Origin of the sequence: Anaerocolumna jejuensis DSM 15929, assembly GCF_900142215.1 — a bacterium.
Lineage (GTDB): Bacteria > Bacillota > Clostridia > Lachnospirales > Lachnospiraceae > Anaerocolumna > Anaerocolumna jejuensis.
This window is the reverse complement of sequence record NZ_FRAC01000010.1, coordinates 116,875-132,537: the sequence shown is the minus strand read 5'-3', so window position 1 is coordinate 132,537 and position 15,663 is coordinate 116,875. Positions and strand designations below refer to the sequence as shown.

Genomic DNA, 15,663 nt, shown 5'->3' with positions numbered 1-15,663 from the left:
TCCAGTCAAAGGACTAATTCCAATAATTAATATAACTCTTTTTAATCAAACCCACCGTCTATCCAGTCATTCATATCCTATAAGACCAGACCCCGGTCATTAGCAAATTTGCATAAGTCTGATTGACACACAGTCCCTTTCATGTGTATAATTTAATCAATAAACAATATTATCTCAATTAATTTTTATAACAAATCCATAATTTTCCATATATAGAAAGGACCTAAGCAATGAGCATCCAAAGCAGATTATTGCAGGCATTTAGTAAGGTTAAAGTACGAAAACAGCTGTTTTTTATCTACTTCTCCACCCTTTTGATTCCGGTTTTTTTCTTATGCCTTTTTCTATTATTCAATGCAAGGCATTTAATTTACACCCATTATGAAAGTGCGGCAAGCTCCGATAATTTAAGGGTAAAGTCCATTATGTTCGATGTCACCACCAATTTTTATAAAATAGCGGATGATATAAGCTATGATAAACAATTATATAAGCTATTGCAGACAAAATATGAAAATGTGGGAGAATTCCGCGCCGCCTATGATAAATACACCCGGATTACAAGCCTAATCTCAAATGATACTTCCATTGATTCCTTATACATTTACACTACAAATGATACCTTAACCGATTACAATAATATCCGCTATGCCAATCCCAAAGTCCGTAAGACAGAATGGTACAAGACTGCGGAAAGAAAGCCCGGAATCTTTTGGAAAACAGCTAAGAGGACTGATAAATATAACAACGATTATTGGGAATTGACTTTATACCGCAGAATTCCTATTGCTGCCGGTAAAGGTAATGCAGTGCTGGCCATAACCATGAGCAATAATTATTTAAAGAACCGTATTGAAAACAATGATTTGTTCTCCATTCTTATGCTGAATGAGGAACCTGTTTTTTACAGCACCAGCAGGGATTTGTCCGGAAAATACCCTGATCTTTCTTTTGACCGTACCTCACGTTATTATAAGTATACAGGTAAAATCAAGTACCAGAAGAAAGACACTATGAGTGCGGTGTCAACTTTAAAGCCTTACATGTCAGAAGATATCCTTTATATTGTCAGTCTGAACTTTCAGGCAATGCCCTATTTAAGAAGCCTCACCGAAACCTATATCATCATCATTGCTTCCGTAATACTCATTCCTTTCATCATACTCTTTGTCTATACCAGGTATTTCAGTGCCAGAGTAGAAATATTAAGAGGAGCAATGCATAAAGCCAGCAATGGAGATTACAATATTATAGATTCCTTCCATGGGGATGATGAAATTTCCGAAACCTTTTCTGATTTGAAGATTATGATAAAAAAAATTCAGGAAAAGGAGGCAGCAATTTATGTATCCCAGCTGACAGAACAAAAAGTTATCAACCGGCAGCAGGAAATGGAGTTTAAAATGCTGGCAAGCCAGATTAATCCCCATTTTTTGTACAATACCTTAGAAAGTATCCGCATGATGGCATTTACTTCCGGCAATAAGGAGGTGGCTACCGCCATTAAACTCCTTGGCAAATCCATGCGTTATGTATTAGAAAATACAGGAACTTCCTCTACAACCTTAAAAAAAGAACTGGATTATATTGAAATTTATTTAGCAATCCAAAAACTCAGATTCAATGACCGGATTCATTATACTTTGAAGGTACAGGAGGGCTTTGATCTGGATAAATATCAGATACTGCCCCTGCTGCTCCAGCCCATTGTAGAGAATGCCTTTATCCACGGTCTGAAAGATATGGAGGAAATGGGTGAGATCACCATTGAAATTCAGGAAAAAGAAAAGGAATTCCTGTTAATTAATATCTCCGATAACGGAATCGGAATGGCGGAAGAAGAGTTGAAGGAATTAAATTACAACATATATAATAAAAAAAATGAAGCTTCAAATATCGGCTTTTATAATATTAATCAAAGGATTAAACTTTGTTATGGAACTTCTTACGGAATGGTAATACACAGCAAAAAAAACGAAGGCACTCTGGTAAGTCTTAAGCTGCCTTTGCAAAATATACTGGAAGAATAAAAAGTGAAAAATAACATTTTAAATGGCATCGAAGGGAAGGAAATAATCACATGAATGTTTTTATAGCTGATGACGAATCCTATGTTTTAGAAGGTTTAAAAATGATCGTTGACTGGAAGGGGTTAGGCTTTACCATCTGCGGTGAAGCCCAGAACGGAGAGGAAGCGTTAAATAAAATTCTGAAATTGCAGCCTGACTTAATCTTACTGGATATCCGTATGCCCAAATTGACCGGTATAGAAATTGTAAAGCTTGCCCGCGAAAAACAGTTTGCCGGTAAGTTTATTATCATCAGCGGTGTATCGGATTTTAAGTATGCCCAGACAGCCATGCGCTATGGTGTTGATTACTATCTGACCAAGCCTATCGATGAGGATGAGCTTACCAATGCGGTTATTTCCGTAAGGGATGATTTAAGAAAAGAAAGAAAAAATACAAATACGATGCTCCATTACAGGGAAAAGGCAAGGGATACTATTATTCAGGACCTTTTGACCGATAATGCGGATTTTTTAAGCTTTAATCCCGCAGATTTTCATTTGAATGCCCCTGTCTATCAGGTAGTGGTCTATGAGAAATATAAGCAGGATGACTTTCATGCCATATGGAGCTTTGCAGAACTTTTACGTGTTACCAATAAGGATAATAATTCCTTTGATAATATCCATTTTCAGGAAAGGGATATTATCTTATTAAAAGGAGAGTTCGCCATCGAGCACTTTAAGTTATTCCTTCGCCACTATGACAAGGGCCCTCAGAAATACTCTCCTCTGGATTCCCTCTTTCTTACATATGGGAAAAAAGTTTATAGTTTGGAAAATGTGCACTCTTCTTATGAGGATGCCTGCAATCTGCTGAACCGCCGTTTTTTCTGCGAGCAGAATCAGCACTTTTTGAGTTATGAGGACTTGCCTGATAATAAAGAATTTACCTACTCTGTTAATTCAGAGGAGTGTAAATTCTATTACCAGCTGTTTACGGATTACATCCAGTCCTTTAACCGCAGAAAAATGGCGGAAGCCTTAAAGGAACTGGAGAAAAAGCTTTATTATTCCAACGATAATATCATGGATATAAAATACTTTTTAGCGGACATTTATCTTCAGGTGAAGCAGATTATCTCCCATGTTTATAATACGGTGGATATCCCCTTTCCCTCCAATTCCGCAGTCATCAACCTGATTGAGAGCAAGTATTATTTATACGAGATAATTTTGTTCTTCTCCGAGCAGTTTGAAATTTTTATGAAGGCCATTGGAAATTCCTCCAGTGAAGGTGTTTTAAATGACATCCTCCACTACATTAACCATAATTACAGAGAGAACTTAAAGCTGGAAGTTATTGCTCCCTTATTCGGCTACAACAGCTCCTATCTTGGAAAAATCTTCACCAAAAAAACAGGGGAAAGCTTTAATTGCTACCTGGATAAGGTACGTATTGAAAAATCCTGCAAGCTGCTCATGGAGGATAAATTAAAGGTCTATGAGATTGCAGAGCAGGTCGGCTATAAAAATGTAGACTATTTCCATAAGAAGTTCAAAAAAATAGTAGGTGTAAGTCCTGCAGAATACCGCAAAAAACAGAATTAAATTCTATTTCACCTGTATTTTTACCACCACCGGATTAGGGCTGTGAACTGTATTTGTCTTTAAATGCAGCCCTTCATAGTCAACCTTCCATTCCGGCACTTCATCACTTCCAAGGACGGATACTTTTTCAATCATGCCATGGAATTCCGGAACATTCTGGTCCTTGGATTCCGCCAGGGATCTAATGGTAACCTCTCCGTTCTCCGGGTAATTTAATACGAAAGCATAAATACTGTCCTTGTTAACGGTAAAGCGTATATCCTCAGCGGTATATTCTTTTGCCTGGTTATCCGTAAACTGTCCTTCTGTTTCTTTGGTTGGACCTTCTCCTGCTTTCCGAAAGACCTTGCTGTCATAGACTGCTTCTCCGTTAATCTTAAGCCACGAACCGATTTCCTTTAAGATTCTGATATCTTCCTCTGCAAAGGTGCCGTCTGCCTTCGGTCCGACATTTAAGAGCATATTACCGTTCTTACTGATGATATCGACCAAATTTAAAATAATATCTTTTGCTGTTTTATACTCCAGGGTGTCTGTATAGCACCAGGAATTTTTTGCAATGGCAGTATCCGTCTGCCAGGGATAAGGTTTTACATCCGCAAACTTTCCTCTTTCTACTTCCAGTATTCCGGTACCAAACATAAACGCATCATGTTTATAGCAAATAGCAACCTTTTCTCCCCATTCTGCTCCTCTGTTGTAGTAATATGCCGCCACTTTTTTCAGATAGGGCTTAAAAGCTTCATGCTGTATCCACCAGTCAAAGTAAAGAATCTTAGGCTTGTATTCATCAATAATCTCACAGGTCCTGATAAGCCAGTCTTCCAAATACTCCGTTGTCGGATAGGGTTTACTGGTAAGGTCCTGGTGATTTCCCTCTTCCCTGGAGGGCCAATAAAAGTCCCCTCTGACTAAAGGTTCCTTAATATCGCTGTCAAATTCCTTACCGTGGCCCAGAAAGAACCAGTGTTCAGCTCTGTGGGAAGAAGTGCAAAAGTGTATCCCTGACTCCTCAAAGGCTTCCTTCAATTCCCCCAGAAGATCTCTCTTCGGCCCCATTTCATAGGCATTGAAGTGGGATATACGGCTTTTATACATCTGAAATCCGTCGTGGTGCTCGGCAACCGGAAAGACATATTTTGCTCCTGCCTCTTTTATTATTTCCGCCCATTCCTTTGGATTAAAAGATTCTGCCTGAAACAGAGGGATGAAATCCTTATACCCAAACTCCTTCTGGGGCCCGAAGGTTTTTATATGATGCTCAAATTCCTCCGTCCCCTGAATGTACATATTTCTGGGATACCACTCATTATTAAAAGCAGGAATACTATATAATCCCCAATGCAGAAAGATTCCAAACTTGCTGCCAAGGAACCATTCCGGTGTCTTAAACTGCTGCAGGGAGTCCCATGAGTCCAGGTAAGGGCCCTTCTTTATAACAGCTTCTATGTTCTCCAAATAATCCTTTACTTCCTGATCATCCATTATCTTCACTTCAGGCATCGGCAGCCTCCTTTAATATCATAACGTCCCTGGCCTTTAAACTTAACTCCTCATTCTTATGGTAAAAGGTATCTGTCAGGATATCCTGATAGTCCTTTTCCAGAACCACTTTGTTTTCTTTCTCGCCATGATTTAAATAGAATAAGTAAGTTCCGCTTTCATTCTTACGTTCTGTGGCTTCCACTTCCTTTGGAGTAACACATACCGGTCTTACTCCTTTTTCCATACAGATATCTTTTATAAATTCTTCATAGAATTCTCCGTTTGAGCTGGTGCCAATATAATAGCTGCTTCCTTTTCCAAACTCATTCTTTACGATAACAGGGGTGCCTGCGTAAAATTCCGTCTCATAACTGCTTAAGGCCCTGGCACCTTCCAGGTGCATAATATCACATAAAAGCTTAGCCGGATACTTGATACCCTTATAGGAGAAAGTATTTTCACTGCCTTTCGGAAGAGCATCTGTTTCTTCTACCCATATCCCCATAATATCCCTTAAGGGTCCGGGATATCCTCCTGTAATGACCAGATCATGTTCTTCAGTAATACCGCTGAGGAAGGTAGTAACAAAGGTTCCTCCCTCCTTCACAAATTGACGTATCTTTTCATCATAATTTCCTTTGGTCATATATAACACCGGGGCAATGACAATCTGGTAGCCTGACAGGTCATTCTCGGTCCCGATGATATCGACTGGTATATGATTGGAGTGGAGCGCCGTATAATAGGCAAGCACTTCCTCATAATATTGCAGCTCACAGCTGGGACCGGCAGATAGCTGAACCGCCCACCAGTTATCCCAGTCAAAAACCAGGGCAGCCTTCGCATCGGTCTTAGCACCAAGGGTCATATTGCCGATTTTCTCAAGCTCTGCACCGAGAGCCTCCAATTCCCTGAATACCCTGGTATTCTCATGCCCTGCATGGTCTATGACCGCACCATGGAATTTTTCACAGGCACCGATACTCCTGCGCATCTGAAAGAACATAATGGCATCCGCTCCGTGAGCAACAGCCTGATAGCTCCAAAGACGCATAACTCCCGGCCGCTTTAAGGCATTATATGGCTGCCAGTTTGTAACGCTTGGGGTCTGTTCCATTAAAACAAAGGGCTCTCCCTTTTTTATTCCTCTTATTAAATCGTGGCTCATTGCCATCTTAGCCATGGAATCACCATTTGAGGGATAGCTGTCCCAGGAAGCAAAGTCCATATGGTTTGCCCACTTCTGGTAATCCAGAACAGGATAAAAGCCCATAAGATTGGTAGTAATCGGGATATCCGGTGTAATTTTTTTAATGGTATCATATTCTTCCTGAAAGCAATTTAACATGCTGTCGGAATTAAATCTCTTATAATCCAGCGATATTCCCTGAAACATGGTACGCTCAGGAGCAAAGTGCTCTGACAGCAGGTTGGGCAGTACGATTTCATCCCAATCATAAAAGGTATGTCCCCAAAAAGCCGTATTCCATACCCGGTTCAATTCTTCTATTGTTTTGTATTTATCCTTTAACCAGACCCGGAATGCCCTTTCACAGTTTTCACAGTAACATTCCCCGCCGAATTCATTGGAGATATGCCAGGCAACGATATTGTCATAGCTCTTGTAGCGGTCCGCTAATTTTTCAGCCAGACGTACGGAATATTTATGGTAGGCAGGACTGTTGGGACAGGAATTATGCCTTCCACCGAACTTTCGTTTTAAGCCGTTTATCTCTGTCCTTAAGATATCGGGATACTTTTTCGCCATCCAGGCAGGATGGGCTCCCGTTGATGTTGCCAGGCATACCTTCAGCCCATTTTCTCTTACCAGGTCCATGATTTTATCAAGCTTCGTAAAATCATAGGTGTTTTCATCAGGCTGAAGGCTGGCCCAGCTAAATACATTTAGCGTTACTATGTCAATATGGGCCAGTTTGAACATTCTCATATCCTCTTCCCATATATCCTCGCTCCATTGTTCCGGGTTATAGTCGCCGCCGTATACAATCTTTGATACTTTATTACTATAAGTCATGACGCTTTAATCCTTTCTCACCTTTTGTATAATAATATGACAACAGCAGGAACCCCTGCTGCTGTCATTTTCTAATTCCATATATTATTATATCATATATTGTTTATTAAATAAATTATAATAAATTATTTACTTGCTGCTAATGCTGCTTTTCTTGCTGCATCCTGATCTTTTGCATTCTTCATATCAAGCTTTAATACTTCCGCATAGCCAAGACCGTCAACTGTGTCCTGCATTTCCTTCAATAAGCTGTCAAACTTTGCTTTGTCTTTTGCAAAGATCATCTGCCAGGAATACTGAACGATAGCAGCTTTACACTGATTTCTTAAGGTAGTAATGTCGGAAGTTTCCAGAGGTGTTGAATAACCGCTGCCCGGTGCAACTAAAATCTTGTCATTATTCTGTAAATATTCAAGAGTAGTCTTAGCCTTCATCTTATCCTGCCAGTCAGTATCCAGTTTTGTCTTGTTCATCTCAAGGAAAGAATCCCACACGGTATGAGTATAAGCACTTCCTGTTTCAGGGTTTATATCCAGAAGATTAACTGCCTGGAAGTTCAACTGGGAAATACCGTCTTTCCAGGAACCGCCGCCCCAGGAGTCAGGCATTGTTGCATCACCATTTACTAAAGCTGTCTTACCAAAATCTGTTAATACAGGTTTTCCATCCTTTAATTCCCAGGTCAAGTCTTTCGGACCACTGGAACCGGAAGTCTGGGAAGATGACATGCAGATACCTTCCGGTGAGAACAACCAATCAATGAAATCTGCAAGTCTTTGAGGGTCTTCCGCCTTGCTGCCGATAGATACTGTAAACTTCGGATTTCCGGTAGACTGGCAGCCATAGGAGAATACCTTCATATCATCAATAGGAGCTATCATAAATCCTTTTCCATCAGCTTTATGTTCATTGGTATTGTAAGCTCCTTTTCCTAACCAGGGCCATGGAGAATATAGTACCTGTCCGTCTTTATATTTATTGTATAAAGTATCATAATTCTGAGTAGTTGATTCCGGATCTACCAATCCCATCTGATTTGCATCAAAGTAAAGCTTTAAAACGCGGGTATACATGGAATCGCTGTCAATGATGCTTTGGTAATCGGAGCCGTCAGCTTTTGCAAGTACAAATCCCAATTCATCATAACCGTAAAGGCAGGTAGGCTGTTTTGCATTATTCATCATATTGCCATCCCAGTCCTTAAAGAAAGAGAAAGCATAGGTTTTCTTTCCTGTGTCACTGGTAGTAACTGTCTGCTGCATCTTCTGAAGTACCGGAAGCAGATCTTCAAGAGTTTTTATTTCCGGATATCCTACAGCACTATAGGCATCCCATCTTACATAAGGGCCGTAATTTAAATCAAGACCTTCACTGGGTGTGTCGGGAGTTTGTGAGGATACAGCAGATGGAATAGCATAAGTTCCATCTTCCTTTACCAGATCATTTGTGGTATCAATAGCCGACTGATACTTTGTTACATTCTTTTCATTCTTTAATAGATCTGTCATATCCATAACAAGTCCTGCTGTTACTAAATCCTGCAATTTTCCCTGATCGGAACCGGCGAAAATCAAGTCACCCAAATCCCCTGCTGCAGAACGTGTCTGGTATAAGGTTTCACCGCCGCCTGCAACATTAGGCGCAATGATATTTAATTCCATATTAAACTTGTCTTTTACAACCTTTGCAAACCAACCGGATTGAATTCCCTGATAGTTTGACTGACTGTCAAATACATCTACAGTGATAAATTTCTTATATTTGCTGCTCCCCGTATCACTGGAATTCCCCGATGAGTCTTCCTTGCTTCCATTGTTTGTTTCTTTTGTTGTGTCAGCTGAACTCGTCTCATTATTTTTACCGCAACCTGATAAAAGAGATGCTGTCATTGCTACACAAAGTAAAACACTAAGTAACTTTTTTTTCATTTTTTTACCTCCCATAAGTTTTATCTAAAATCAGGCATAATGCCAATGATTTTCCCATGAAAATTTACACGGTATGTATCAGCCCTTTACGGAACCGATCATAATACCTTTTACAAAGAACCTCTGGAACAAAGGATATATGAATAATATAGGCAGAACTACCACAACGGATACCGTCATACGGATGGAGGTCGGAGTCTGGGTAGTTGCCAGGGCTGCCATGTTAAGCCCTCCTCCTACGCTGTTTTTAACCAATGTTGCCAAGGAAGCGGCCTGGTTAATATAAGTATATAATAAGTACTGCAAGGACCATAGTTTCTGGTCCGTAACATAAATCAAGGTATCCTGGAAAGAGTTCCATTGTGCGACCGCTGCAAATATAGCCACCGTTGCAAGAATGGGTGTACAGGTGGGCAGAACAATCTTATAGAAAATCTTGAAAAATCCGGCACCGTCAATCTCCGCTGCTTCCTGTAAAGACTTCGGAATGGATTCCACATAGGTCTTAACAAGAATGATGTTAAAGGGCTGTACAATAGCCGGAATAACATATACCCAAAAGCTATTTGTCAGATTCAAAGATTTCATAGTAAGAAAGAGCGGAATAATACCTGCATTAAAATACATGGTGATTACTACAAAACGGTACCATAGCTTTCTTCCCCACATTTTTTGCTGGGTAAACATATATCCAAGATAAGCAGATGCAAATACGGTACAAGCCGTACCCAGCACAGTTCTTGCAACAGAAATGCCCGCTGCCACTGGAAGTCCTTTTAGCTTTAAGACCTGTTTGTAATTTTCAAAATGAATTCCTTTTGGTAAAATATTGATATCACCGTTGGCACTCAAAGTATTACTGCTGATGGTATTTATAATCATATAATAGAACGGATAAACGCATATTAATGTTATTATAGCAAATACTGCATAATTTATAATATTAAAAGTAATATCTGACCTTGTTCGTTTTTTCTTAATTTTATTCATGTTATCCTCTTTTCTGAATATCTAATCTGTGGCTGGATAATTGATAATCGGTAGTTGAAAATTTATTTTTCAGTCAAAGTTAAATGATTGATTCACCGCGTGTTTTCTTTGATATCACGTTAACAAGTGCCAATAATGATACACTTACGATACTTTTCAGCATACTGATAGCGGTTGCCAAAGGGATACTGTTTCCGGTCATTCCAATATTATAAACGTATAAATCAAGTACCTGAATATGTTCTTTATTAAATGGATTCTGAAATACAAAATACTGGTCCATGCCGTTATTTAAAAAGTTTGCAACGGAGAGCATTAATAATACTATGTAGGTCGGCATCAGAGAAGGTAAGGTGATATGCCTCATTAACTGGAACCGGTTGGCTCCGTCAACCCTTGCAGCTTCATAAAGCTCCTGGTCTATACCGGATATAGCCGCCAGATACATGATAGCTCCCCAGCCAAGACCCTTCCAGGTATTCCACAACAGCATCTTTATATAGGTATGGGAATCGCTGTCTAAAAATTTAATGGGTTCCGAAATTAATCCCAGGTTATGTAAAATAGAATTAAACATACCGGTATAGGAAAAGAGACTGAATGCAACAGAATAAACCAGCACCCAGCTGATGAAATTCGGCAGGGTAGTTAGTGTCTGTACTACATTTTTATACTTTTTTGCTTTGATTTCATTTAAAAAGATAGCAAATCCCACAGGCAGAACAGAGGTTGCAATGCCTAATAAACTCATGGCAAAGGTATTCTCCATAACCTGAATAAGCTGGGCCACCTGTGTCTTATTGGCAAATAACGTCCTAAACCATTTAATTCCCACAAAATCACACTGGGATAGTTTTAACGGGGATCTATAATCATAAAATGCATATATCCAACCATGTAAGGGATAGTATGAAAATAAAAAACATAATATAAGAAACGGGACAATACTAAGGAACATAATCATTCCCTGCCTGTTAATCTTACCTTTCTTCTTTCCTGCCTTTATAACGTCTTTCTGCATTTTTTCCTCCTGACCTACCTAAGCTGCTGCTTTTTCTAATATTATTTCCGTATTGATTAGTTTAGATTTATGGTAACATTTTTTTATACAATCTAATACCGTTCAAATTGAACATTTTTTATAGAAAAAATCAGAGTTCCAGGTAATCCTTCATCAAAACATCCAATTTGTAGGGTAATTTATATGCTATTTTTCATGTTGATTTTCTAAAACTTTTCTCTTTCTATTATTAACTTTATAAGTTTTTAATTGACATAAACTTAATAATTGATATAATTTAGAAAACAAGGGAGCTGAATTAAGCTCTTGCTTTTTCGTTTTCATAAAAGTTCAAATATGTGACGAAGGGAGATTTTTTACTTATGAGAAAAATAAAGACAATAGCCAGTTTGTACAGCGAATCCAAAAGCATAGCGGACGGGCTTCACCAAATGTCAAAAGGCTATCTGGATGCCCGTATAGACCAGGACGAGAACCTTCTTCTGGTTGATTTAGCCTCAGATTTTAATAATATCACCCAGCTTTTAAACAACTATATCAAAGAAATTACACATGTTATATCCCATCTTTCCGCAGGTGATATGACAATAAGCCCGGACCCTAACATACATTTTAGTGGTGACTTTATCCCCATAAAGAATGCCCTCTCGAAAATCGGAAATTCTCTAAAGGTTACCTTTGGTTCCATATCAGAACTTTCTTATCAGATAGATTCCATGTGCAATCAGCTGCAGCAATCTTCCAATACCATAGCGGAAAATGCCTCCAATGAAGCCAATATGATATCCGATATATCCAGGACCATGACGGATATCACCTATAAAACCGTCCTCAACGCTAAAAATGCAGAAGCCTCCTCCCAGTACACGCTGGAAGCGAAAAGAGAGGCAGAGACCGGTCAGGATTACATGAACCGTATGCTGACCTCAATTGAAGCCGTACAGACCTCCACCAGGGACATCGGATATGTAATTGATATCATACGTAACATAGCCTCCCAAACAAAGCTGCTTGCACTCAATGCATCCATAGAAGCCGCAAGGGCCGGAGAAACAGGTAAGGGCTTTGCCGTAGTTGCAGAGCAGGTAGGAAGTCTCGCCTCCCAAAGCTCGGATGCCGTAAGGCAGACCTCCGAACTGATCAGCAAAAACCATGAAAAGGTTCAGGAAAGTATGGAAATAACCACACTGGCAGCCAAAAGCCTGAATTCAATTCTCACTTCTGTTGATAAAACTGCCGCCTTAAGTTCAGAAATTGCAGAAGCCTCCAAGGAGCAGGAAAATGCCTTGAAGGATATCTCGGAAATTATCGGGAACCTGTCTCTTGCCGAGCAGGATAATGCCGCCTTTGCAATGGAAAGTGCCACGAATACTGTCACCCTTTTGGATGAGTCCAATCGCTTAAAGGAGCTGATCAGCCATTTCCGTATAAGTGAAAACCATACCGCTAAAAGGGATAAGCAGCAGGAAGCCCAGTACGAAAAGAGCATTATGAAGGAATTAACCACTCTGACTGCCTCTGTTTCAGAGACCGGAGACATGGATAGATTACTATCCGATTACATAGAAAACAGAAATGACCTGGAATGCATTTATGTGATGGATGCCAATGGTATCCAGGTAAGCCACACAATACTGCATTCCATGATAGATACCGAAAACAATGTTGAGTTCAGGCCCGGTCTTCCGGGTGACGATTTCACCTCGAAAAAGTATTTCCGCCAGGCAATCCTGTTAAAGGGGGATATCTACAGCTCCTTCGATTATATCTCAAGCGCTACCGGCAAGCTGTGCCGTACAATCTCACAGCTCTATGAGAACAGGGATGGTAAGCAATTCGTAATGTGCGCTGATATCAGCTGTGTATTCTGACAAAGGTTTTAAACATAAATTGAAAAGCTCCCATTTGGTTACTTGGATTAAAAGTATATCAGATGGGAGTATTTATATTCCAATGAATCAAAATATCTAATTTATAGGGTGGTTTATATGGTTTTTTTCATATTGAACAGAATATAGTTAAGCGTATAATGAATCCTTGTAAAAAGTTGGCATTTAAAAAAACTTATTAACTTTAGCTTATTAACTGTTCTTGATGGCGGTTATTAATTTCTGAGGTATTATATTATGAAAAAAAAGCTCTGTGTATTATTAGTTTTCTTATTTATTGTTTGTTTATTTGCAGGAGGTTTTATAGTTAAGCGTAATTACACTTCAACTGTAAAATATGGATTTCAGCCCCTTGTCGATAAATTATACTGGGGAATGCCTTTAACAAAAATCGAAAAAGCACTTTCGATTAAGAATAACGCTGATGGCGTAGTATATAGTTATAATAATCCAGTTACAACTATCAACTTAAATAAGAAAATCAAAGTATTTGGCTATTATGCTGCTGTTTCCTTAGAGGTATATGATAAACCCAGGGAAGAATGGTATCCTTATAAATCAACTTATCTTGCTGGTGTAAAGCTTACCTATGACGATATGGATGGTAAGAAAATCAAAGATAATATAATAAAGGAATATAAAAGTGACGGTAATGATTGGATTGACTTGTTAAAGAATAATTGCACTACCTGGCTTAGCAGTGATAAGGTAAAAGATATTAAACCCGGTATGAAAAAGGAATTACAAAATTATTGGAATATGCTTGATGAGCATTCAAGCTCTGCAGAGAATAATTCTTTATTTTCAATAAAAAAAGACGAAAATGAAAGTATCAATAAACTTTTATTGGTATATTCTGATAAAGGTGCAGTAGTAAGCTTTTCAGGAGAAACAGCTTTACAAATCAATCAAATAGCAACTCATTAGGATAAACCGCTTATTTGGGATAGGCCAACCAAATCATCACATTCAAAAGTACCCGTGTACCTCAGAAATCGAGTATGTATATTCCATTTGGAGTTTAATTATAATAGCACAAAGTCCATGAAACACTGTCAAGGCAAGGGCTTCAGCCTTTAAGTGTTTCATGGATTTTATAAACTGGTTAAGACTTTTTTAGTCAATTACAAATGTATTTATCGTATGCGCTTCGATATTAGCTGAAAAACACTTATCCTCATATTGAAACGTAAATCCCCTGTCCTCCTGCATACTGTTTAATACCTCCAGGATTAACTGACCGTCGGGATTTTCAAATACCAGAGAATTGGATGTCCAGTGTCCCTTTGTCTCCAATAGCCTTGCTCCTGGTTTTATAAAGTGTGAAAAATGCTTCATCAGATAAAATTCAGGCTGCAGTGTAAGCAAACCACTTTCTTCGTTTACGGTAGCCAATGAATTCTGTGTCCAGCCCCAGCTTGATATACCGCCTTCCGGCAATACCATATTCCAATAGGTATACCTCTCTGCACCATGACGAAAGAAATACCACATAAGGGTAAAGATATATTCCGCCTGTTCCCATTCATTTTTTCCGTCTCCGCATTCACTTTCTGTCTGCATGACTCTCATTTCCGGATAACTGGCAGTAATCTGCTCTAATTGGTGCTTTCCGCCCCATTGTACCCCTACACCTGCCAGATATTTTCTTGCTTCCTTATCACCCAGAATTGTATTGGCAAACTGGTCATAAAATTCTTCATAAGGAGCACCATATCCAGGCCATCTGAAATCCACAAAGGGCCCGTTGATGGTTCCCAGCCATATTTCCGTACCAAGGCCGCTTTTTTCAAAGGCCGGCCCCAAATATCCCTTTATAAAATCCCGCATATCACATCCATGCCATAAACAGGAAGGGAACTTCTGGTCTGCCATAGGCTCATTCTGAACATGGACCATACTTACCGGAATGCCCTCCGTCCTATAAGTATCCACGAATTTCACAAAATATCTGGCATAAGCATCCAGTACCTTTTCTTCCATACGAATTCTGCCATAGTTATACACCTTCTTTGTTTTCATCCATACAGGCGGACTCCAGGGAGAGGCAAACAGTGTCAGCTCAGGGCAGTACTTTTGAGCTTCCTTAATATATGGAATCGTATACTGCTTATCCCGTTCTATGGTAAAATCCTTTAATTCATAATCTCCCTCCGTATCGTCACAGCTATACCAGTTTAAGCTGAAATCATTTGCTCCAATGGGAACACGTCCCATATTAAATCCGCAGCCTTCCTTCCCAAACAGCTCCTCCAAAAACTCATCCTGTACAGCTTTATCCGTCTTTTTAAGAGCCTCCCAGCCAAGCTCATTAAAACAGCCTCCAAATCCAAGTACAGCCTGTTTTTTCCCGCCAGTAAGCTCTAAGGTATCTTCAAAGATTTTCTGTTCATTGATTTGCTGTGTCTGCCAATAACCAGAATCTTTGCTTACAATGTGCAATATTTTTTTCATATTCATCCAATCCAGTACCACGGCCTTTCTGTGGTACTGCCGCAAATAAAATTGCTGAAAGAAGCAATATGCGGCCTTCCTTTCTCTGCTCCTATTTTCTTTCAGCCTTCCCAGCTTCCTTTTGTATTTTTATCAAATACGTTGATTTGTTTTTTTATATTATTCTCATACCAATTTTCAAACGCTATTGTACATTTCAAGTCCTATCTATTGTGCTTATCAAAGTCCTATCTATTTGCTTA

The 15,663-nt window shown here is 39.3% G+C and carries 10 protein-coding genes; 4 read left to right on the top strand and 6 right to left on the bottom strand.

The features are described 5' to 3' along the window. Positions 1-230: 230 nt before the first annotated feature. Both BUB77_RS10235 and BUB77_RS10230 read left to right on the top strand, forming a co-directional pair. The gene (locus BUB77_RS10235; protein WP_073275475.1) at positions 231-2,030 is read left to right on the top strand and encodes a sensor histidine kinase; all 1,800 of its coding nucleotides are present in this window, start codon (positions 231-233) and stop codon (positions 2,028-2,030) included. 50 nt (positions 2,031-2,080) lie between these two features. Then, a complete protein-coding gene (locus BUB77_RS10230; RefSeq protein ID WP_073275473.1) occupies positions 2,081-3,619 on the top strand; it encodes a response regulator transcription factor in 1,539 nt (512 codons plus the stop codon). Between the two features lie 3 nt (positions 3,620-3,622). Here BUB77_RS10230 and BUB77_RS10225 read toward each other — a convergent pair whose 3' ends face one another. From BUB77_RS10225 to BUB77_RS10205, 5 genes are all read right to left on the bottom strand, one after another. Next, positions 3,623-5,122: an alpha-L-fucosidase gene (locus BUB77_RS10225; protein ID WP_242962451.1), complete on the bottom strand. Its 1,500-nt coding sequence runs from the start codon at positions 5,120-5,122 to the stop codon at positions 3,623-3,625. Next, positions 5,115-7,139 carry a beta-galactosidase gene (locus BUB77_RS10220; protein WP_073275471.1) on the bottom strand — a complete coding sequence of 675 codons (2,025 nt, stop codon included), beginning with the start codon at positions 7,137-7,139 and terminating at the stop codon, positions 5,115-5,117. Before BUB77_RS10220 ends, BUB77_RS10225 begins: the two co-directional genes overlap by 8 nt. A gap of 125 nt (positions 7,140-7,264) precedes the next feature. Then, entirely contained in the window at positions 7,265-9,067 is a 1,803-nt protein-coding gene (locus BUB77_RS10215) for a type 2 periplasmic-binding domain-containing protein (RefSeq protein ID WP_170866629.1), read from the bottom strand. Positions 9,068-9,145: 78 nt separating this feature from the next. Beyond that, positions 9,146-10,057: a carbohydrate ABC transporter permease gene (locus BUB77_RS10210; RefSeq protein ID WP_073275467.1), complete on the bottom strand. Its 912-nt coding sequence runs from the start codon at positions 10,055-10,057 to the stop codon at positions 9,146-9,148. Between the two features lie 79 nt (positions 10,058-10,136). Next, entirely contained in the window at positions 10,137-11,078 is a 942-nt protein-coding gene (locus tag BUB77_RS10205) for an ABC transporter permease (RefSeq protein ID WP_073275465.1), read from the bottom strand. A 362-nt stretch (positions 11,079-11,440) separates the two neighbouring features. On the opposite strand from BUB77_RS10205, the gene BUB77_RS10200 reads away from it, so the two are divergent. Further along, on the top strand, positions 11,441-12,949 hold the full coding sequence (locus tag BUB77_RS10200; RefSeq protein ID WP_073275463.1) for a methyl-accepting chemotaxis protein: 1,509 nt from the start codon (positions 11,441-11,443) through the stop codon (positions 12,947-12,949). Positions 12,950-13,204: 255 nt separating this feature from the next. Beyond that, entirely contained in the window at positions 13,205-13,894 is a 690-nt protein-coding gene (locus BUB77_RS10195) for a hypothetical protein (RefSeq protein ID WP_073275461.1), read from the top strand. Positions 13,895-14,083: 189 nt separating this feature from the next. Here BUB77_RS10195 and BUB77_RS10190 read toward each other — a convergent pair whose 3' ends face one another. Next, positions 14,084-15,421, bottom strand: a complete 1,338-nt coding sequence (locus BUB77_RS10190; RefSeq protein ID WP_073275790.1) for a glycoside hydrolase family 30 protein — start codon at positions 15,419-15,421, stop codon at positions 14,084-14,086. Positions 15,422-15,663: the final 242 nt, after the last annotated feature.